This window comes from Burkholderia sp. 9777_1386, from assembly GCF_015712265.1.
GTDB classification, from domain to species: Bacteria; Pseudomonadota; Gammaproteobacteria; order Burkholderiales; family Burkholderiaceae; genus Burkholderia; species Burkholderia cenocepacia.
This window is the reverse complement of record NZ_JACCQB010000015.1, coordinates 1-19,127: the sequence shown is the minus strand read 5'-3', so window position 1 is coordinate 19,127 and position 19,127 is coordinate 1. Positions and strand designations below refer to the sequence as shown.

The 19,127-nt window shown below is 68.5% G+C and carries 18 protein-coding genes; 7 read left to right on the top strand and 11 right to left on the bottom strand.

Features of this window, described 5'->3' with window-relative positions; all coding sequences use genetic code 11:
• Window positions 1-22: 22 nt before the first annotated feature.
• Window positions 23-1,261, bottom strand: a complete 1,239-nt coding sequence (locus H0X91_RS14120; protein ID WP_006491594.1) for an MFS transporter — start codon at window positions 1,259-1,261, stop codon at window positions 23-25.
• Between the two features lie 406 nt (window positions 1,262-1,667).
• On the opposite strand from H0X91_RS14120, the gene H0X91_RS14115 reads away from it, so the two are divergent.
• Entirely contained in the window at window positions 1,668-3,341 is a 1,674-nt protein-coding gene (locus H0X91_RS14115) for a methyl-accepting chemotaxis protein (protein ID WP_060210699.1), read from the top strand.
• A 21-nt stretch (window positions 3,342-3,362) separates the two neighbouring features.
• On the opposite strand, the gene H0X91_RS14110 is transcribed toward H0X91_RS14115, so the two are convergent.
• The 4 genes from H0X91_RS14110 to H0X91_RS14095 are packed head-to-tail and all read right to left on the bottom strand — an operon-like array spanning window position 3,363 to window position 8,235.
• Window positions 3,363-4,238, bottom strand: a complete 876-nt coding sequence (locus H0X91_RS14110) for an efflux RND transporter periplasmic adaptor subunit (protein ID WP_006490438.1) — start codon at window positions 4,236-4,238, stop codon at window positions 3,363-3,365.
• 12 nt (window positions 4,239-4,250) lie between these two features.
• A complete protein-coding gene (locus H0X91_RS14105; RefSeq protein ID WP_006476212.1) occupies window positions 4,251-4,454 on the bottom strand; it encodes a DUF1656 domain-containing protein in 204 nt (67 codons plus the stop codon).
• Window positions 4,451-6,655, bottom strand: coding sequence for an FUSC family protein (locus H0X91_RS14100; RefSeq protein WP_062884578.1), 2,205 nt, complete (start codon window positions 6,653-6,655; stop codon window positions 4,451-4,453). Before H0X91_RS14100 ends, H0X91_RS14105 begins: the two co-directional genes overlap by 4 nt.
• Before the next feature lie 14 nt (window positions 6,656-6,669).
• The gene (locus tag H0X91_RS14095) at window positions 6,670-8,235 is read right to left on the bottom strand and encodes an efflux transporter outer membrane subunit (protein ID WP_012492547.1); all 1,566 of its coding nucleotides are present in this window, start codon (window positions 8,233-8,235) and stop codon (window positions 6,670-6,672) included.
• Between the two features lie 157 nt (window positions 8,236-8,392).
• On the opposite strand from H0X91_RS14095, the gene H0X91_RS14090 reads away from it, so the two are divergent.
• Together H0X91_RS14090 and H0X91_RS14085 are read left to right on the top strand one after the other, a co-directional pair.
• The gene (locus H0X91_RS14090) at window positions 8,393-9,334 is read left to right on the top strand and encodes a LysR family transcriptional regulator (RefSeq protein ID WP_006485634.1); all 942 of its coding nucleotides are present in this window, start codon (window positions 8,393-8,395) and stop codon (window positions 9,332-9,334) included.
• Between the two features lie 117 nt (window positions 9,335-9,451).
• Window positions 9,452-9,604, top strand: a complete 153-nt coding sequence (locus H0X91_RS14085; protein ID WP_006476208.1) for a hypothetical protein — start codon at window positions 9,452-9,454, stop codon at window positions 9,602-9,604.
• Window positions 9,605-9,662: 58 nt separating this feature from the next.
• Here the strand turns inward: H0X91_RS14085 and H0X91_RS14080 are convergent, their stop codons facing one another.
• Genes H0X91_RS14080 through wrbA form a run of 4 tightly spaced genes read right to left on the bottom strand, consistent with a single transcriptional unit; the run spans window position 9,663 to window position 12,968 of the window.
• Window positions 9,663-10,493 carry a metallophosphoesterase gene (locus H0X91_RS14080; protein ID WP_006485635.1) on the bottom strand — a complete coding sequence of 277 codons (831 nt, stop codon included), beginning with the start codon at window positions 10,491-10,493 and terminating at the stop codon, window positions 9,663-9,665.
• A gap of 25 nt (window positions 10,494-10,518) precedes the next feature.
• Window positions 10,519-11,940, bottom strand: a complete 1,422-nt coding sequence (locus tag H0X91_RS14075) for an FAD-binding oxidoreductase (protein ID WP_034200667.1) — start codon at window positions 11,938-11,940, stop codon at window positions 10,519-10,521.
• Window positions 11,941-11,958: 18 nt separating this feature from the next.
• The gene (locus H0X91_RS14070; RefSeq protein WP_006497741.1) at window positions 11,959-12,351 is read right to left on the bottom strand and encodes a DUF2069 domain-containing protein; all 393 of its coding nucleotides are present in this window, start codon (window positions 12,349-12,351) and stop codon (window positions 11,959-11,961) included.
• The gene (wrbA, locus tag H0X91_RS14065) at window positions 12,348-12,968 is read right to left on the bottom strand and encodes an NAD(P)H:quinone oxidoreductase (protein WP_012492548.1); all 621 of its coding nucleotides are present in this window, start codon (window positions 12,966-12,968) and stop codon (window positions 12,348-12,350) included. Before wrbA ends, H0X91_RS14070 begins: the two co-directional genes overlap by 4 nt.
• Window positions 12,969-13,113: 145 nt before the next feature.
• On the opposite strand from wrbA, the gene H0X91_RS14060 reads away from it, so the two are divergent.
• On the top strand, window positions 13,114-14,442 hold the full coding sequence (locus H0X91_RS14060) for a YihY family inner membrane protein (RefSeq protein WP_196433096.1): 1,329 nt from the start codon (window positions 13,114-13,116) through the stop codon (window positions 14,440-14,442).
• Between the two features lie 15 nt (window positions 14,443-14,457).
• Here H0X91_RS14060 and H0X91_RS14055 read toward each other — a convergent pair whose 3' ends face one another.
• Window positions 14,458-14,775, bottom strand: a complete 318-nt coding sequence (locus tag H0X91_RS14055; RefSeq protein ID WP_006488510.1) for an Mpo1-like protein — start codon at window positions 14,773-14,775, stop codon at window positions 14,458-14,460.
• 157 nt (window positions 14,776-14,932) lie between these two features.
• Between H0X91_RS14055 and H0X91_RS14050 the strand changes: the two genes are divergently transcribed.
• From H0X91_RS14050 to aroC, 3 genes are all read left to right on the top strand, one after another.
• On the top strand, window positions 14,933-15,388 hold the full coding sequence (locus H0X91_RS14050) for a CBS domain-containing protein (RefSeq protein ID WP_006488504.1): 456 nt from the start codon (window positions 14,933-14,935) through the stop codon (window positions 15,386-15,388).
• A 139-nt stretch (window positions 15,389-15,527) separates the two neighbouring features.
• A complete protein-coding gene (locus H0X91_RS14045; protein ID WP_006488514.1) occupies window positions 15,528-17,462 on the top strand; it encodes an MFS transporter in 1,935 nt (644 codons plus the stop codon).
• Between the two features lie 288 nt (window positions 17,463-17,750).
• Window positions 17,751-18,851, top strand: a complete 1,101-nt coding sequence (aroC, locus tag H0X91_RS14040; protein ID WP_006488506.1) for a chorismate synthase — start codon at window positions 17,751-17,753, stop codon at window positions 18,849-18,851.
• Between the two features lie 150 nt (window positions 18,852-19,001).
• Here aroC and H0X91_RS14035 read toward each other — a convergent pair.
• Window positions 19,002-19,127: 4Fe-4S dicluster domain-containing protein (locus tag H0X91_RS14035; protein ID WP_141718689.1), on the bottom strand; the 126-nt coding region annotated here is incomplete at its 5' end.

Genomic DNA, 19,127 nt, shown 5'->3' with positions numbered 1-19,127 from the left:
GCACGCCGCGGCTGGTCGTTCGTCACGCCTTCTTGCGCCCGCTGCTTTCGAGGTTCGGCAGGAACACCGTCAGCACGCCGATCAGCGGCAGGAACGAGCACACCTTGTAGACGAACGGGATGCTGGTCGCGTCGGCGAGCTGGCCGAGCACCGCCGCGCCGACGCCGCCCAGGCCGAACGCGAAGCCGAAGAACAGGCCCGCGACCATCCCCACCTTGCCGGGCATCAGCTCCGTCGCGTAGACGAGGATCGCGGCGAACGCCGACGCCAGCACGACGCCGATGATCACGGTCAGCACGCTCGTCCAGAACAGGTTCGCGTACGGCAGCAGCATCGTGAACGGCGCGACGCCCAAGATCGACACCCAGATCACGTACTTGCGGCCGATCCGGTCGCCGACGGGCCCGCCGATCAGCGTGCCGGCCGCCACCGCCGCGAGGAACACGAACAGGTGGATCTGCGCGGCCTGCACCGACAGGTGGAACTTGTCGATCAGGTAGAACGTGAAATAGCTGTTGATGCTCGCGAGGTAGAAGTATTTCGAGAACACGAGCAGCACCAGCACGCCGATCGCGCCCATCACGCGGCCGCGCGACAGCGTCGGGTGGCCGGCCGCCACGGCCTTCTTCTTCATCGACGGATGCTTCTTGTACCAGTGGCCGATCTGCGTGAGCACGATCATCGCGACGAGCGCGGCCGCCGAGAACCACGCGATGCTGTGCTGGCCGTGCGGAATGATCACGAGCGCGGCGAGCAGCGGCCCGAGCGCGGAGCCGGCATTGCCGCCCACCTGGAACACCGACTGCGCGAGCCCGTGCTGGCCGCCCGACGCCATCCGCGCGACCCGCGACGATTCGGGATGGAACACCGACGAGCCGCAGCCGACGAGCGCGGCGGCCACCAGCAGCATCGGGAAATTCGACGCCACCGACATCAGCAGCAGCCCGGCGAGCGTGAAGCCCATGCCGACCGGCAGCGAATACGGCTTCGGACGCTTGTCGGTATAGAGGCCGACCAGCGGCTGCAGCAGCGACGCGGTGATCTGGTAGGTGAGCGTGATCAGGCCGATCTGCGCGAACGACAGCGCGAACTGGCTCTTGAGCATCGGGTAGATCGCGAGGATCAACGACTGGATCATGTCGTTGAGCATGTGCGAAAAGCTGATCGCGCCGAGCACCGGGTAGACGGTGCGGGCGACGGGCGGGGCGGACGGCTGGGCGGCGGCTGCGCCGGCGGAGCCGGAGTCGAGGCTGGTTTCCATGTGAGCTGAACGAGTTGAGGTGGCTGGCGCGCTCTGCTGGGGATCGGCGCGTTGTCGATTCGTTGATGCGTCAAAGAAGTGTAATGTGGCGTATCGAGAATGTCAGGCCAAGTTTTATCGCGAATCGGACATTCGTGTGACGGATCGGCCGGTGCGGGCTTTTTTGGACAGGTATAACGCTGGCGGCGCGTCGGCCGCTTCGGCGGCGGCCGCGCTGGGGCCGGGTGGTGGTTTACCGGACTCAAGAAACGGCGGTGGCGGCCGTAGAACGACCCAATGACAACAGGCGCGCCGCGTCCGACGCCGGCTACCCGCCGGACAGGGCGCAGGACGCGCGGCATGGCCAGCCGTCGCGGGAACGCCGGACCGACCTTTCCGGCAGCGTGATCAATACGGGGATAGATCGATGAAAGCAGCATCTTTGCATCCACAGCCGGGTGCGGCCGCCGCCGCACCCGACGTTGCCGCCGGTCGCGCCGCTCGGCGTGCGCGCGCGGCGCGTCGCACGCGTCGGCCGTGGACCGTCAAGGCGACGTTGCGCGCCGCATTCGCGATCCTGCTGGCCGGCACGCTCGCGATCGGCGTGTTTTCGCTGTGGCAGATCAGCCGGCTGAACGCGTCGATCGCGTCGGTCTACGAGCAGGGGCACGTCGCGAGCCGGGCGGCCGAGGAAGTCCGCGCCGAAGTGCTGCGGGCGAGCCGCGCGCAGAAGATGCTGCTGACCGCGACCACCGCGAAGGAGCGCGACGAACTCGGCGCCGACGTGAGCGCGGGGCTTGCGTCGATCGGCCAGGCGCTCGGCACGCTGCAGCGCTATGCCGATCCGGCCGATGCCGGCGATTCTGCGCGGCTGCACGCCTTCTCGACGGCGGTCGGCACGTGGAGCACGCATCTGCGCGATTTCGTCACGCTGGTGCGCGCGCAGCCGCTCGACCTGTCGCAGATGAACTGGCAGGTCGGCACGCAGGACGTGTCGCTGCTGGTCGAAACCGGCAAGCTCGAAAAACTCGTCGCCGAACTCGTGAAGACGCGCGGCGAGAAGTCGAAGGCGACGCTCGATGCGTCCGCGACCATTTTTTCGTCGTCGTTCGCGATGATCGCGGCGATGACGGCCGCGCTGATCGTGCTGGCCGTCGCGATCGCCGAGCGCGTCGTGCGACGCCTCGCGTCGCAGCTCGGCGGCGAGCCCGCGCTCGCGAAGGAGATTGCCGCGGACATCGCGCGCGGCGACCTGACGCGGCCGATCACGCTCGCTCGCCACGACCGCGACAGCATGGTGCGCGCGCTGGCCGAGATGCAGACGGGGCTCGCGGCAACCGTGGGCGAGATCGCGGTGAGCGCCGAGGCCATCGCGGCCGCGTCCGGCGAGATCTCGACCGGCAACCTCGACCTGTCGCGGCGCACCGAGCAGCAGGCCGTCGCGCTCGAACGCACCGCGGCCAGCATGGAGCAGCTCACGTCGACCGTGCGGCAGAACGCCGAGAACGCGCGGCAGGCGAGCACGCTCGCGGCCAATGCGTCGGCGGTCGCGGAGACGGGCGGGGAAGTCGTCGGGCGCGTGGTCGCGACGATGAGCGAGATCGACGACAGCGCGAAGAACATTCGCGACATCATCGGCACGATCGAGGGGATCGCGTTCCAGACCAACATTCTCGCGTTGAACGCGGCGGTCGAGGCCGCGCGTGCCGGCGAGCAGGGGCGCGGCTTCTCGGTGGTCGCCGGCGAGGTGCGATTGCTCGCGCAGCGCTCGGCGACCGCGGCCAAGGAGATTCGGGAACTGATCGGCGCGTCGGTCGAGCGCGTGGCGAACGGCGCGGCGCTCGCGCACGACGCGGGCCGTACGATGGGCGACGTGGTACGCGCGGTGAAGCGCGTGACCGACATCATCGGCGAGATTTCGGCGGCGTCGGACGAGCAGAGCGCGGGGATCGACGAGATCGGCCGCGCGGTCACGCAGATGGATGCCGGCACCCAGCAGAACGCGGCGCTCGTCGAACAGGCGGCGGCCGCCGCGAACGCGCTCGACGAGCAGGCGCAGGCATTGAAGGCGCTGGTCGGGCGCTTCCGCATCGCCGCCTGAGCGCGCGGCGCGCGCCGGCGCTTACGACTTCTTCTGCTTGTCGGGGTCGATGATGACCGTGCAGGTCGTGCCCGCCGACAGCACCACGTCGGCCGGCACTTCGTCGATCTTGATGCGCACCGGCACGCGCTGCGCGAGGCGCACCCAGTTGAAGGTCGGGTTCACGTCCGCGACGAGGTCGCGGCTTTGCGGGTTGTCGCGATCGTAGATGCCGCGCGAGATGCTCTCGACGTGGCCCTTCATCACGCCGCCGCTCATCAGCCGCATTTCGGCCGGTGCGCCGATCTTCACGCGCGGCAGCTTGGTTTCCTCGAAGTAGCCGTAGACCCAGAACGAGTGGCTGTCGACGATCGCGAGCTTCGCCTGGCCGGCCACCGCGTAGTTGCCCTTGAAGGTCTGCAGGTTCGTGATGTAGCCGTCGACCGGCGCGACGACGCGCGTGCGTGCGAGGTTCAGCTTCGCGGCGTCGAGCGCGGCGATGGCCTGCTGATACTGCGCGTCGGCGCTCGACGCGCTGTGCGCCGCATTCTCGCGGTTTTCCTTCGACACGACGAGCGCATCGAGGTCCGCGCGGCGGGCCGCGTCGTCACGGCGCATCTGCAGTTCCGCGCGACGGGCGGCCACCGCCGCCTGCGCCTGCTCGACCGCGATCTGGTAATGCGACGGATCGATCTGCATGATCAGGTCGCCCTTCTTCACGAGCTGGTTGTCATGCACGGGCAGCTCGACGATCGCGCCCGACACGTCCGGCGCGACGTTGACGATCTCGGCGCGCACGCGCCCGTCGCGTGTCCACGGATCGTCCATGTAGTGCACCCACAGCGAGCGCCCGATCAGGATCGCGACGAGAAGGATGACGGCGGTCGCGACGAAGCCGAAGAGTTTTCTGAGAATCATGATGGTTCGGAATCAACGGTAAACGGCAAGACTCAGTCCGCCGCAAATGCAGACGAGAAGGCAGGCCCGGAACAGCGACGGGTGCCAGACGAGACGGTAGAGGCCCGTATAGGCGAGCAGGCGGTCGACAGCCCAGGTCGCGATCGCGCCGAGGACGAACATCAGCACCACCGTCGGCATGTAGGCATCGAGAATGGCGATTTCACGCGGCATCATGACGAGGCTCCTGGTTGGGGATGCACGGGGCGGTTGCGGTTGAGCGGCTCGAGCGGCGATTCCGGGTCGAGCAGCGCGGTCCGCACGAAATGCAGGTGGCTCAGGATGCGCTGCAGCCGGTGGCGCTCGTCGCGCGACGGCTCGAACGCATCGAGCGTTTGCCGGGTCGCGTCGATCGCCGCATTGGTCGCGGCGAGCGTCGCGTCGAAACGCGCGGCGCTCGGCCGGGTGAACAATGCCGACAGTGCGCTGCGCATCGTCTCGATCGCGCGCCGCCACGGCATCGCGGGCGCATAGCGCGGGTCGGACGGCAGCGTCGCGAGCTCGTGACGCAGGTCGATCGTCGCGTTGCCGGTTTCGAGCACCGCGAACATCCAGCGCAGCGCGTCGCGCTGCACGTCGGGCTGGTCGGCCGACAGCGTGTGCGCCTGGTACATCAGGTCGCGCGCGCCGCTTTCGAAGCGCGTGCGCAGGCCCGCGAGCCGCGCGTGGCCGGCCGCGACGGCCTGGTGGCGCAGGTCCGCGAACAGCCGCTTCTTGAGCCACGGCGCGGTCGGCGGGAACAGCACCGCGAACGCGATCGCCGACGCGAGCATCGACAGCACGAGCGCGAGCGAATCGTTCATGAAGCCGGTCGGATCGTAGTGCGTGATGTTGTCCGGGCCGGCGAGGAAGCTGAAGAAGATCAGGTAGCCCATCCCGTAGCCGGCGAGCTTCGGCTTCAGCGTCATGAAGATGCCGATCGCGAGCAGCGGCGCGAGCGCGACGCACAGCAGCGGAAAGCCGTCGATGTGCGGATAGATCCCGAACGTCAGCAGGAAGCCGGTGCAGACGGCGAGCGCCGTGCCCATGCCCATCTGCGCGGACATCGCGGTCGGGCGCGGCGTCGACGACGCGAGCGCGCAGGTGGCCGCCGCGGTCAGCGTGAGCGTCACGCCGCTCGGCCACGCGGTCTCGATCCAGAACCAGCCGAGCACGAGGATCACGGTTGCCGTGCGGATCGCCGCGATCACCATCGCCGTCGCGTTGGTGCGCGGCTCGTAGCGCTCGATCCAGCGTTCGCGTTCGTGCGTCGCGCTCGACAGCGACGCGTAGGTGGCCGCGTACTCGTGCAGGTCGGTGATGAAGCGGTACAGCAGTTCGGCGGCGGTGTCGAAGTCGAGCAGCGGAAAGTCCGGCTGCGTTTCGAGCGCGGCGCGGGTCGCGCGGATGCGGCGCGGCAGCGCGTCGCGCCACGCGAGCAGTTGCGCGGCCGCATGGCCCGCGTCGGCCGACGTGCGCACCGGTTCGCCGGCAGGGGTCAGCAGCAGCGGCGCGATCTCGCGAAAGTACGGTTCGATCGCGTCGATCGCGGCCTGCGCGCCGGCCGCATGCAGCCGGTTCATCAACTGGTGCAGCGCATGAAACCGGCTCGACGCGCTCATGAACTCGCTGTTCAGCCGCGCAAGGCGGCCGCTGCGCATCCGCGTGTCCGGATCCTCGAACACGGCCATGCTGCGCGCGGCCTCGAACCCGACCACGTCGGCGACGAAACGCGTATGGATGGTTTCGATATGCGCGCGGTCGAGCTGGCCCGACAGCGCCGCCGCGACGTAGTCGACGAAGCTGCCGAAGCGCTTGCGCACCGTCGTGCGCATCTGCTCGCCGGTGGTCTGCGGAAACACGAGCGCGCTGACCACGCCGGCCGACACGATCCCGACCATGATTTCGGCCACGCGCGTCATCGCGCTCATGAACGCGCCGTCCGGGTGCTGCGACGCGGGCAGCCCGATCAGCGCGGTCGTGTAGCCGGCCAGCAGGAAGCCGTAGCTGCGGAAGTTGCGGTTGCGCGCGGCGCCGGCCGTGCACAGGGCGACCCACAGCGCGACCGCCAGCAGGAACAGCTGCGGCTGCTGCGGGAACAGCCCGACGAACGTGAGCGTCGCGATCAGCCCGAAGATCGTGCCGGCGACGCGGTAGAAGCTTTTTGCGAGCACCGCGCCGCTTTGCGGCTGCATCACGATGAACACGGTCGTCATCGCCGTTTTCGGCGCGGGCAGGTCGAGCCGCATCGACACGCCGGTCGCGATGAACGCGGCGAGCAGCGCCTTGAACAGGTAGAGCCACGCGGCGCCGTCGGTGCGGGCCCAGTCGCCGAACGCGGCATACCAGGCCGCGAACGGACCGCCGGCGGGCGTGGAAGCGGGGGAGGAGGCAGACATGGCGACGCTCCGCGTTACCGTGCGGCCGGCACGCCGGACGCGCCGGTGGTGGCGACTTCCGCGGGCCGGGCGACCGCTGCCGCGGACTTCGTGCCCGGCACGGCAACCGCGGCGGCGGCTTCGTCCTTCGGCACGTCGCTGCCCGTCTCGACCCCACCCCCGAGCGCCGCCATCAACTGTGCATGCGCGGCGAGGCGTTCCGCATCGATGCGGGCGGCCGTCTCCTGCGCGCGCAGCAGTTGCTGTTGCGCGACCAGCACGTTCACGTAATCGGTCAGCCCGCGGCGGAAGCCTTCGCGCGACAGTTGATAGCTGCGATTGTTGGCCGCCACCGAGCGCGCGGCGTCCTTCTTCTGCGTATCGAGCGAGCGGATCCGCACGACCTGGTCGGCGATGTCCTTGAGCGCGCCGACGATCGTCTGGTTGTAGCGCTCGACCGCCTGGTCGTAGCCGGCATTCGCGGCGCCCAACTGCGCACGCAGCCGGCCGCCTTCGAAGATGGGCAGCGACAGCGCGGGGCCGGCCGTCCAGCCGCCGTTCATCGCGCGCAGGAAGTCGGTGAACGGCGCGGTCACGCCAAAGCCGCCGACCGTCGCGAGCAGGTCGATGTTCGGATAGAACGACGCCTTCGCGACGTCGATGCCGCGTGCCTGCGCGTCGACCGTCCAGCGCGCCGCGACGACGTCGGGGCGGCGGCCGAGCAGGTCGGCCGGCATCGCCGACGGCAGGCCGGCCGGCGCGTCGAGCGCAAGCTGCGGCCGCTTGATCGCGTCGCCGGCGCCCGGGCCCTTGCCGGCCAATGCGGCGAGCTGATGGCGCGCGAGCTGGATCGCTTCTTCATAGCTGTCGATCTGGCGCTCGTAGTCGGGCAGCGTCGATTCCGCCTGGCTCACGTCGAGCTGCGTGCCGAGGCCGGCCTGCAGCCGCTTGCGCGCGAGATCCGCGAGCGAGCGCTGGCGTTCGAACGTCTCGTGCGCGAGATCCAGCAGCGCGTAGTTCATCGACATGCCGACATACGCGCGCACGACGTTGACTTCGAGTTCGAGCTTCGCCGCCCGTGCGTCGGCGGCGGTCGCATGCGCGGTGTCGAGCGCCCGCTCGGTCGCGTTCTTGTCCTTGCCCCACAGATCGAGGTGGTACGACAGGCCGAGCGAGCCGGTATTGTTCCAGGTGTCGGCGTTCGCGAGCGGGCCCGGGCCGTAGTACACGTTGTCCGGCCAGTGCTGGCGCATCAGCGACAGGTTGCCGTTGATCTGCGGCAGTTCGGCCGAACGGGCGACGCGCGCCATTGCCTGCGCTTCGCGCACGCGGGCCTCGGCGGCCGCGAGGGTCGGGTTGCCGGCCTGGGCGGCGGCAATCCACGCATCGAGCTGCGGATCGCGGTACGCGCGCCACCAGTCGGCGGCGGGCCAGCCCGCGTCGCGGTCGGCGGCGCGGATGGCCGCGCCGGCGTCGAGTGCGTTCGCTTCGATGCGAGTGGACTGGGGTTTGTTGTCGCCCATGCTCGCGCAACCGGCCATTATTAATGAGACTGCAAGAACCGCCAGTGCGAGCGTCCCTTTTGTCGCCGGAGACTGCACGATTTTCTCCCTTTCGGATATAGATGAGTCGGAGGCGATTATATTTTTCAGTGATTCCTGAATAAATGGACAACGGTGCAAGTCATTTTTACGAATCCTGAGATAATATTTGTTGGACCCTGTGCAACAATCCCTCCGGATTCACACGGGTAATGGGATGGATACGTTACAAAACATGCGGGTATTCGTCCGCGTGGTCGACGCGGGCAGCTTTACCGCGGCCGCCCAGCAGATGAATTCGACCACCGCCTACGCGTCGCGCGCGGTCTCGGATCTCGAGGCCCACCTGCGCACGCGTCTCCTGAACCGCACGACGCGCCGGATCGCGCTGACCGAGGCCGGCGAGCGTTATCTGCAGCGCTGCGAACAGATCCTCGCTTACGTCGACCAGGCCGAAGCCGAGGCGGGCGACGCGCACGCGCGCCCGTCCGGCAAGCTGAAGGTCCATTGCTTCACGAGCCTCGGCCAGCACTATCTGGTGCCGGCCATCGCGCGCTACCGCGAGCGCTATCCGGACGTGCACGTCGAGCTGACGCTCGCGCAGCGGATGCCCGACCTGCTCGACGAGGGGTACGACGTCGCGATCGTCGTCGGCCGCGACCTGCCCGATTCGGGGCTCGTGTCTCAGCGGCTCGGCGAGAGCTACAGCGTCGTCTGCGCATCGCCGGGCTACGTCGAGTCGCACGGCGTGCCGCAGCGGCCGGCCGATCTCGCACAGCACGTGTGCCTGGGGATGGTCGCGCCGGGCTTTCACTTCGACGAATGGGCGCTGGCGGGGCCGAACGGCGACGAGGTTGTGCCGATCACGGCGCCGCCGTTTCGCGTGAACGTCGCCGAGGCGCTCGCGGTGGCCGTGCGGGAGGGGATGGGCGTCGGCGGGCTGCCGCTCTATTCGGCGATCGGCTGGCTGCGTAGCGGGCACATCGTGCGCGTGATGCCCGAGTACCGGTCGCACGTGATGAACATCTACGCGCTGTATCCGTCGCGCCAGTACCTCGACGCGAAAATCCGCACCTGGGTCGATTTCCTGCGCGAAGAGCTGCCGCTCACGCTCGAAGCGGACGAAGCGGCGCTCGAGCAGTACACGCGTGCGACATGACAGCGCGGTCGACCGCAATCTGACGAGATTTGTCCTTCACGCAACATTTTTTTACGAACGTGTGTCAGACAGTTTGATACTGTTGGAATTAACGAGATACACCACACCGGAGTAGCGATGGATACGCACCTGATGATCGGCCTTGGCGTCCTGCTGGGCGCGGCTGCCGCCGCGGCGGCGACCCGCGACCTGCTGCGTGCGATGAAGGCGAAGGCGCAGATGAAGCCGGTGCCGGTCCGCGTGCGCGAGCCGCGCCGCCCCGGCCGCTGATCCCGCCGTCACGTTTCGGACGGGCAAGGCCGCGCCACGCGGCCGCCCGGGCCGGCGCTCAGCCGAGCTCGACGACCTTGTCCCACGCGAACGCGGGGTTTTCCCGTTCGCCGGTGCGGCGATGAATGTAGCCGCGCGGATTGCACACGACGCGCGTGCCGCCGTCCGCAACGTAGTCGAATGACGTATGCGTGTGGCCGTGCAGCCACAGATCCACCGGCGGCCGTACCAGTTCCGCCATGTCCGTCACGAATCCCGCCGAAGCCAGATCGTCCGCATAGCGTTCCGCCAGCGAGCGCCGGTGCGGCGCATGATGGGTGACGACGATCGTCTTGCCCGCGAACGGCGCCGCCAGCTGCGTTTCCAGCCATGCACGGCCGTGCCGGTGCAGCGCGATCGCGTCGGCCGGCGCGAAATCCCGTTCCGGCTCGCCCGCTGCCGCATGCAGCGCCGCATCGTGCGGCCAGGTCACCTGGATCAATCCCTTGAAATCGAGCATCACGCGCAGCGCGGCGTCGATCGCGGCGGCCATGTCGGCTTCGTCCCGGCCGAACAGCGAAAAATCGCTCCAGAGCGTCGTGCCCAGCACGCGAAAGCGCTGGGCGGGATCGACGTAGACGCCGTTGTTCAGGTAATGCACGTTGTCGAGCGTATGCGCCGCGTCGCGCATCGCCGTCTCCAGCGCGCCGAATTCCCCGTCGTAGTACTCGTGGTTGCCCGGCACGTAGATCACCGGCACCGCCGGGTCGAACGTCTCGGCGGCCCAGCGCAGGCCTTCCGCGTGGTTGTGGATGTCGCCGGCCAGCACGACGAGATCCGCATCGGCGTGCGGGATCGCGTCGGGCAGGTTGCTTTCGAGGTGCAGGTCGGACAGGACGCGGATTTTCACGGGCTTGGCTCCGGAGTGGGCGGCTTCAGCGCAGGACCTTGCCGGGATTCATCAGGCCGCGCGGGTCGAGCGCGGTCTTCAGCGTGCGCATCAGCGTCGTTTCGACCGGCGACTTGTAGCGTTGCGCGTCGTCGATCTTCAACTGGCCGATGCCGTGCTCCGCGCTGATCGTGCCGTGGTGGCGGTGCACGTTGTCGTAGACGATCCGGTTGATCGGCGCCTGGAACGCGGCGAGGAACGCCTTCGCATCGCCGCCTTCGGGCATCTGCACGTTGTAGTGCAGGTTGCCGTCGCCGAGGTGGCCGAACGTGACCATGCGCGCGCCCGGCGCGGCTTGCTGGATCGCCGCGTCGGTCTCGTCGATGAAGCGTGCGATCGACGAGATCGGCACCGCGATGTCGTGCTTGATGTTGAGCCCTTCGTCGGCCTGCGCGAGCGGGATGTGCTCGCGCAGGTCCCAGAACGCACGCGACTGCGCGAGATTCTCCGCGACCACCGCGTCGACCACGAGCCCGGCCTCGAACGCTTCTTCCATCAGTTTCTCGAAGAGTGCGCGCGCATGCGCTTCGCTTTCGTTGTCGGACAGCTCCAGCAGCACCGTTTGCGCGTGCGTCTGCGCGAACGGGTAGCGCAGTTGCGGATAATGCTTGCCGACCAGCTGCATGCAGAAATCCGACATCAGCTCGAAGCCGGTCAACAAAGGCCCGGCCGCGCGCTGCGCGAGCGCGAGGAAATCGAGCGCCGCGTGCGGCGACTCGAGCGCGGCCAGCGCCGTGACCTGCGCGGCCGGCAGCGGATGCAGCTTCATCACGGCCGCCGTGATGATCCCGAGCGTGCCTTCGGCGCCGATGAACAGGTCGCGCAGGTCGTAGCCGGTGTTGTCCTTGCGCAGTCCGCGCAGCCCGTCCCAGATCTCGCCCTGCGGCGTCACGACCTCGAGGCCGAGGCACAGCTCGCGCGCGTTGCCGTAGCGCAGCACCGCGGTGCCGCCTGCGTTGGTGGACAGGTTGCCGCCGATCGTGCAACTGCCTTCCGCCGCGAGGCTCAGCGCGAACAGCCGGCCGCCTTCGCGGGCGCGCGCCTGCACGTCGGCGAGGATCACGCCGGCTTCGACGGTGATCGTGTTGTTGTGCGGATCGAGCGCACGCACGCGGTTCAGGCGCGCGACGCTCAGCACGGCCTGGCTGCCGCTCGCATCGGGCGTCGCGCCGCCCGCGAGGCCCGTGTTGCCGCCCTGCGGCACGAGCGCGACGCCGTGCGCGTTGGCGAGCTTCACGAGCGCGGCGACTTCCGCCGTGTTCGCGGGCTTCAGCACCGCGCATGCGGCGCCCTTGTAGCGGCGGCGCCAGTCGGTCAGGAACGGTTCGGTATCGTGCGGATCGGTCAGCACGTGGTCGGCGCCGATCGCGTCGCGGCACGCGGAAACGAAAGCTTCGGAGGACATCATCACCTTGTCGCGTAAGGGTCAGGACGTGGCGCGCGGTTTTTTCGCCGCGCGCTTGAACGGCGCGACGTAAGCCAGCGCCGCCACGAAGAAGCCGACGGCGAGCGCGGTCTCGCACCAGCCGAGCGTCGCGGACAGCCCGCGATCGGACATGCCGCGCACGATGCCTTCGGCAAGATAGACGAGGACCAGCATGCTCGCCCATTGCATCGTATAGATGTTACGCCGCCAGACGCCGGGCAGCGCGAGTGCGAGCGGCACGGCCTTGAGCATCAGCGCGGAGCCGCCGGGGCGCAGCGGCGCGAGCCACAGCTCCCACGCGAGCGACAGGGCGATCAGCGCGACGAGACATGCGGCGGCGGCCAGCGCGTAGCGCGGCCGGGCCGCGACGGCGGGGCGGGCGGGGGCGTTCATGCCGCCTCGGCGGACCGGGCGCTGGCGAGCGCCGCGGCGGCGCGCGCGAGCCGTACGCCGAGCGCGGCCGCGAGCGCCTTCTCGTCCGCCGACAGCCCGCCCGACGCCGCGCGGTCGTGCTGCGCGACGTGCGATGCGCCGTACGGCGTGCCGCCGGTGCGCGTCGTGCTGAGGGCGGATTCGGTGTACGGGATCCCGACGATCATCATCCCGTGATGCAGCAGCGGCAGCATCATCGACAGCAGCGTCGATTCCTGGCCGCCGTGCAGGCTGCCGGTGGACGTGAACACGCTCGCCGGCTTGCCGGTCAGCGCGCCCGACAGCCATTGCGGCGTGGTGCCGTCGAGGAAATACTTGAGCGCGGCGGCCATGTTGCCGAAGCGGGTCGGCGAACCGAGCGCGAGGCCCGCGCATTCCTCGAGGTCGCGCAGTTCCGCGTACGGCGGGCCGTCGGCCGGGATGTCGGGGGCGGTGGCTTCGCAGACGGCCGACACGGGCGGCACGGTGCGGATGCGGGCCTGCATGCCCGGCACGCTGTCGATGCCGTTCGCGATCGCGAGCGCGAGATCGCGCGTGGCGCCGTGACGGCTGTAATAGAGGACGAGGATGTCTTTCATGGGCGACGGAGCCGCGTGCGGCCGCGCGCGTGCCCGGTGCAGTCGGCCCCTGCTGGAATCGAGCGGCTATTATAGGGGCTGAAGCCGTCGCGCAGCGCGGCGGCGGCGTGCCGTGACGCGCGCAGCATCAAGAAGGAGAAGCCGTTTGCCGAAGTTGAGCGTCGATCTCGACACCATCAAGCGCCTCGCGCAGTTCGCGGCCCGGCGCAGCGCCGAGGACCGGATCCCGCAGGTGGCGGGCAGCCTGACCTTCACGACGATGCTGGCCATCGTGCCGCTCGTGACGGTCGCGTTCGCACTATTCACCGCGTTCCCGATGTTCGCGTCGTTCCAGATCTCGCTGCAGGGGTTCCTCGCGGATCACCTGATGCCCGCGCAGTTCAACATCCAGATCTTCAAGTACCTGAACCAGTTCGCGTCGAAGGCCAAGGGGCTGACGACGGCCGGCCTGATCGTGCTCGTCGTCACGTCGGTGATGACGATGATGACGATCGAATCGGCGTTCAACCTGATCTGGCGCGTGCGCAAGTCGCGGCCGTTCGCGCAGCGCGTGCTCGCGTACTGGGCGCTGATCACGCTCGGGCCCTTGCTGTTCGGCGTGAGCCTGTCGATCTCGTCGTACCTGTTCACGCAGTCGCTCGCGTTCACCGGCGCGGGGCCGTCCACGTCGATCGTCGAGTGGCTGCTCGCGCTCGCGTCGCTGCCGTTGACGGTGCTCGCGTTCACGCTGCTGTACGTGTACCTGCCGAACTGCGCGGTCGCATGGCGCGACGCGGTGATCGGCGGGCTGTTCGCGGCCATCGCGTTCGAACTCGCGAAGCGCGGCTTCGGCTACTACGTGCGGCGCATTCCGACCTATACGGCCGTGTACGGCGCGTTCGCGGCGCTGCCGGTGTTCCTGCTGTGGGTGTATTTGAGCTGGTTCATCGCGCTGCTCGGCGCGATGGTGGCGTCGGCGCTGCCGGCGATTCGCGTCGGGCAATTCCACCGCATCCACTATCCGGGCAGCGACCTGCTCGACGCGCTGGAGCTGCTCGCGCGGCTGGCCGAAGCGCGCGCGGCCGGCAAGCGCGGCTACACGGCGATGCGGCTCGCGACGATGCTGCGCTGCGACATGGAAACCGCGCAGCGGCTGCTGACGACGATGGAGGAGCGCGAATGGGTCGCGCGGCTCGACGGCGGCGGCGAGAGTACGCCGCGCTACATCCTGCTCGCGAATCCGGAGCAGTTGACGCTCGCGCAACTGTTCGACGTGCTGGTGATCGATCGCACCGAGCTGACCTACCAACTCCAGCGACGCCGCAGCCACGTCGACGGGGCCGCGCTGCTCGACGTGCTGTCGAACGACCGGTTCGACGTGACGCTCGCGTCGCTGATCGCCGCGCACCGGCTGGCGGGCGCGCACCTGGCCGGCAGCGCCGGTCCGGCGCCGGGCGTGGCCGATCCGCACGCGCGACCGCCGCGGCCTGCCTGAAGGCGGGCCCGGCGGCTACAGCGGGATCTTGCCGGTGCAGATGTCCTTGAACATCACCCAGTCGCCCATCAGGCTGTAGATCGGGTGCCGGAACGTGGCCGGGCGGTTCTTCTCGAAGAAGAAGTGCCCGACCCACGCGAACCCGTAGCCGCAGACGACCGCGGCCGGCAGCCACAGCCAGTAGCCGGTCGCGACCGCCATCGCCACGCAGCCGATCACGCCGAGCGAGCCGATGAAGTGCAGCCGCCGCGACGTGAGATTCTGGTGCTCGTTCAGGTAATACGGGTAGAAATCAGCGAAGCTGGCGAATTGCTCCGTATGCGTATGCGCCATGGCCGTCTCCTCGGGCCGCTGTTCATGCGGCCATTGTGCGGCCGGCGGCCGGCGTCCGCAAGCGGCGGCGGGCCGCCGCGCCGGCCCGTGCTTTCCTTTTGACAGGCTTTCCGATAGGATCGAAAGAGATTTTGCATTCAAGCATGAGGGGACTACGATGCGCGTCAGCGATATTCTGAAAGTGAAGGGCAACACGCTGTTTACGGTGACGCCCGATAAGCCGCTGCGCGAAGCGGTCGATACGATGGCCGAACACGACATCGGTTCGCTCGTCGTGATGGAGTACGGCGATCTCGTCGGCATGCTGACGTTTCGCGAGATCATCCTGCGCCTGCACGTGAACGGCGGCGCGATCGGCGACGTGCAGGTGCGCAAGGTGATGGACGAGCCGCTCACCTGCACGCCGGAAACGGACGTCAACGAAGTGCGCCGGATGATGCTCGAGCGTCACGCACGCTACATGCCGGTGCTCGACAAGAAGGTGCTGATGGGCGTCATTTCGTTCTACGACGTCGCGAAGACGGTCGTCGAGGCGCAGAGCTTCGAGAACCGGATGCTGAAGGCGTACATCCGCGACTGGCCGGAATCGGAAGCCGAAGCGCACAAACCGTGAATCGCGTCGCGCCCGGCACGTCGATGCATGGGCGCCGCCATCCGGCACGCGGCGGCGCAGGCATGTCCTGCGCCGCCGTTTTTTCAACGACAACACGAGGCCCGCGCAGCATCGCCCAGACGACGCGCGCGCATTCCGCATGAGCGATCACACGCAAGCCACTTCGGGGCGGCGCGACGAACGGCGCGCCCACGCATCCCAGTTCGACCTGCTGCGCGAGCGCCGCTTCGCGCCGTTCTTCACGACCCAGTTCCTCGGCGCGCTGAACGACAACGTCTTCAAGATCGGGTTCACGTCGCTCGTCACGTATCACACCGCGCGGTTCTCCGGCGTCGATGCGAAGACGGCCGCATTCCTGATTTCCGCGATCTTCATCCTGCCGTTCGTGCTGTTCTCGGCGACGTCCGGCCAGATCGCCGACAAATACGACAAGGCGACCCTCACGCGCTTCGTGAAGACCTTCGAGATCGTGCTGATGCTGGTCGGCGCGGCCGGCTTCGTCACGCACAGCGCGACGCTGCTGTATCTGTGCACGTTCATGATGGGGATGCACTCGACGCTGTTCGGACCCGTCAAGTATTCGTACCTGCCGCAGCATCTCGGTGAGCACGAGCTGGTCGGCGGCAACGGGCTCGTCGAGATGGGCACGTTCATCGCGATCCTGATCGGCACGATCATCGGCGGCGCGGCGGCCGGCATCGAAGGCAGCGGCGAGCGCGTGCTCGCGGTGAGCGTCGTCGCCATCGCGCTGGCGGGGCGGCTCGTCGCGCAGCGCGTGCCGTCGACGCCCGCGCCGCAGCCGGACCTCGTGATCAACTGGAACCCGATCAGCGAGACCTGGCGCAACCTCGGGCTCGCGCGCCAGAACCGCACGGTGTTCCTGAGCCTGCTCGGCATCTCGTGGCTGTGGTTCGTCGGCGCGACGTTCCTCACGTCGTTCTTCAATTTCGCGAAGGACGTGCTGTCCGCGAGCCCCGACGTCGTCACGATCCTGCTCGCGACGTTCTCGGTCGGCATCGGCCTCGGTTCGCTCCTGTGCGAGCGGCTGTCGCAGCGGCGCGTCGAGATCGGCCTCGTGCCGCTCGGCTCGATCGGCATCAGCGTGTTCGCGATCGAACTGTATTTCGCGAGCCACGCGCTGCCGTCACCCGGCCATCTGCTGTCGGTCGGCGAATTCCTGGCCGGCGCGCGCCACTGGCGCATCCTCGCCGACCTGTTCCTGCTCGCGATGTTCGGCGGTTTCTACAGCGTGCCGCTGTACGCGCTGATCCAGAGCCGCAGCGCGCCGACGCACCGCGCGCGGATCATCGCCGCGAACAACATCCTGAACGCGCTGTTCATGATCCTGTCGGCCGTGATGGCGATGGGGTTGACCAAGGCCGGGGTCGACATTCCGGGGCTGTTCCTCGTCACTGCGCTATTGAACGTCGTAGTCGCGACGTATATCTACCTGCTCGTGCCCGAGTTCCTGCTGCGCTTCGTCGCGTGGGTGCTCGTACATACGTTCTACCGGATCCGCCTCGTGCACGCGGAACGGATTCCGGCGGAAGGGGCGGCGGTGCTCGTGTGCAATCACGTCAGCTACGTCGATGCGCTCGTGCTGGCCGCCGCGAGCCCGCGCCCGATTCGCTTCGTGATGGATCACCGGATCTTCAAGACGCGTTTCGCGAGCTGGGTATTCCGGCATGCGAAGGCGATCCCGATCGCGCCGCGCCACGAGGATCCCGCGATGCTCGCGCGGGCGTACGACCTGTGCGAGGCCGCGCTGAAGGACGGCGAGCTCGTGTGCATCTTCCCCGAGGGCAAGCTGACGAAGACGGGCGACATCAACACGTTCCATCACGGCATCACCGAGATCCTGAGCCGCACGCCGGCGCCGGTGATCCCGATGGCGCTGCGCGGGTTGTGGGGCAGCTATTTTTCGCGACATGCCGATGCGCGGATGCCGCGCCCCATCAAGCGCGGCGTGATGAGCCGGCTGACGCTCGCGGTCGGCGAACCGATCCCGGCGTCGGTGGCGACGCCCGAGGCGCTGCAGGCGGCGGTGACCGAGCTGCGCGGCGCGCGGAAGTAGGCGGGCGCCGAGCCCGGCGCGGAATGATCGATCCGCGCGCCGGGCCGGGATGGGGGCCGCGGTTCGGCGGCTCCCGCGCGTAACACCGAGGGCCTGCGATCGCCGTACCGCGTTGCCTCTGCCCTTATCCGCGCCGGCCCGTGTGGTCTGAACGGTTCACGCGGCCCGCGGGCCCGGGACGGCTGGCATAATAGCGGTTTACCTCTTTTTCTCGACCGGCAAACGATCGACCTGCCTGTGGCCCCGGCAGCGCATCGGTTTGCCCATTTCTCTTTGGGCGGTTCCATCATGTCCGGCAATACCCTCGGCACGCTTTTCACTGTCACGACCTTCGGCGAATCGCACGGTCCCGCGATCGGCTGCGTGATCGACGGCTGCCCGCCGGGGATGGGGCTGACCGAAGCCGACATCCAGGTCGAGCTCGACCGCCGCAAGCCGGGCACGTCGCGGCACGTGACGCAGCGGCAGGAGGCCGACGAGGTCGAGATCCTGTCGGGCGTGTTCGAGGGCGTGACGACCGGCACGCCGATCGCGCTGCTGATCCGCAACACCGACCAGCGCAGCAAGGATTACGGCAACATCGTCGAGACGTTCCGTCCCGGCCACGCGGACTACACCTACTGGCAGAAATACGGCATCCGCGACTACCGCGGCGGCGGCCGCTCGTCCGCGCGCCTGACCGCGCCGATCGTCGGCGCCGGCGCGGTCGCGAAGAAGTGGCTGCGCGAGCGCTTCGGGGTCGAGGTGCGCGGCTACATGAGCGGCCTCGGCGAAATCGACGTGCCGTTCGTCGACTGGTCGCACGTGCACGAGAACCCGTTCTTCTCGCCGAATGCAGCGGTCGTGCCGGAGCTCGAAGCGTACATGGATGCGCTGCGCAAGGAGGGCGATTCGATCGGCGCGCGCATCGACGTCGTCGCGTCGGGCGTGCCGGTCGGCTGGGGCGAGCCGGTGTTCGACCGGCTCGATGCCGATATCGCGAAGGCGATGATGAGCATCAACGCGGTGAAGGGCGTCGAGATCGGCGCGGGCTTCGACAGCGTCGCGCAGCGCGGCTCGGTGCACGGCGACGAACTGACGCCGGCCGGTTTCGTCGGCAACCACGCGGGCGGTGTGCTCGGCGGGATTTCGACGGGGCAGGACATCACCGTGTCGATCGCGATCAAGCCGACCTCGAGCATCCGCACGCCGCGCCGCTCGATCACGAAGTCCGGCGAAGAGGCGACGGTCGAAACCTTCGGTCGCCACGATCCGTGCGTCGGCATTCGCGCGACGCCGATCGCGGAATCGATGCTCGCGCTGGTGCTGATCGACCATGCGTTGCGCCATCGTGCGCAGTGCGGCGACGTCGAGACGCCCACGCCGAAGATCGCCGGCAGCGCGACCTGATACAAAGCAGGGGAGGCGCGGAGGCGCCTCGCCTGGTGGTCTGCCCAGCATGCAAAACGGGGCGCTGCTTCAAGCAGCGCCCCGTTTCGTTTGTCGCGGTGTGCCATGTCCCAAAAAAACGCGCCGCTCGTGGCGGCGCGTTCCGGCAGGTTACATGTTCGGGTAATTCGGCCCGCCGCCGCCTTCCGGCGTGACCCACACGATGTTCTGCGTCGGGTCCTTGATGTCGCAGGTCTTGCAGTGCACGCAGTTCTGCGCGTTGATCACGAGGCGCTC

Bases quoted from the DNA above. Each gene is read 5' to 3' on its own strand.
- H0X91_RS14120 (WP_006491594.1), bottom strand. From the start codon at position 1,261: ATGGAAACCAGCCTCGACTCCGGCTCCGCCGGCGCAGCCGCCGCCCAG.
- H0X91_RS14050 (WP_006488504.1), top strand. From the start codon at position 14,933: ATGCGCGTCAGCGATATTCTGAAAGTGAAGGGCAACACGCTGTTTACG.
- wrbA (WP_012492548.1), bottom strand. From the start codon at position 12,968: ATGAAAGACATCCTCGTCCTCTATTACAGCCGTCACGGCGCCACGCGC.
- aroC (WP_006488506.1), top strand. From the start codon at position 17,751: ATGTCCGGCAATACCCTCGGCACGCTTTTCACTGTCACGACCTTCGGC.
- H0X91_RS14045 (WP_006488514.1), top strand. From the start codon at position 15,528: ATGAGCGATCACACGCAAGCCACTTCGGGGCGGCGCGACGAACGGCGC.
- H0X91_RS14090 (WP_006485634.1), top strand. From the start codon at position 8,393: ATGGATACGTTACAAAACATGCGGGTATTCGTCCGCGTGGTCGACGCG.
- H0X91_RS14115 (WP_060210699.1), top strand. From the start codon at position 1,668: ATGAAAGCAGCATCTTTGCATCCACAGCCGGGTGCGGCCGCCGCCGCA.
- H0X91_RS14085 (WP_006476208.1), top strand. From the start codon at position 9,452: ATGGATACGCACCTGATGATCGGCCTTGGCGTCCTGCTGGGCGCGGCT.
- H0X91_RS14075 (WP_034200667.1), bottom strand. From the start codon at position 11,940: ATGATGTCCTCCGAAGCTTTCGTTTCCGCGTGCCGCGACGCGATCGGC.
- H0X91_RS14055 (WP_006488510.1), bottom strand. From the start codon at position 14,775: ATGGCGCATACGCATACGGAGCAATTCGCCAGCTTCGCTGATTTCTAC.
- H0X91_RS14070 (WP_006497741.1), bottom strand. From the start codon at position 12,351: ATGAACGCCCCCGCCCGCCCCGCCGTCGCGGCCCGGCCGCGCTACGCG.
- H0X91_RS14105 (WP_006476212.1), bottom strand. From the start codon at position 4,454: ATGATGCCGCGTGAAATCGCCATTCTCGATGCCTACATGCCGACGGTG.
- H0X91_RS14110 (WP_006490438.1), bottom strand. From the start codon at position 4,238: ATGATTCTCAGAAAACTCTTCGGCTTCGTCGCGACCGCCGTCATCCTT.
- H0X91_RS14100 (WP_062884578.1), bottom strand. From the start codon at position 6,655: ATGTCTGCCTCCTCCCCCGCTTCCACGCCCGCCGGCGGTCCGTTCGCG.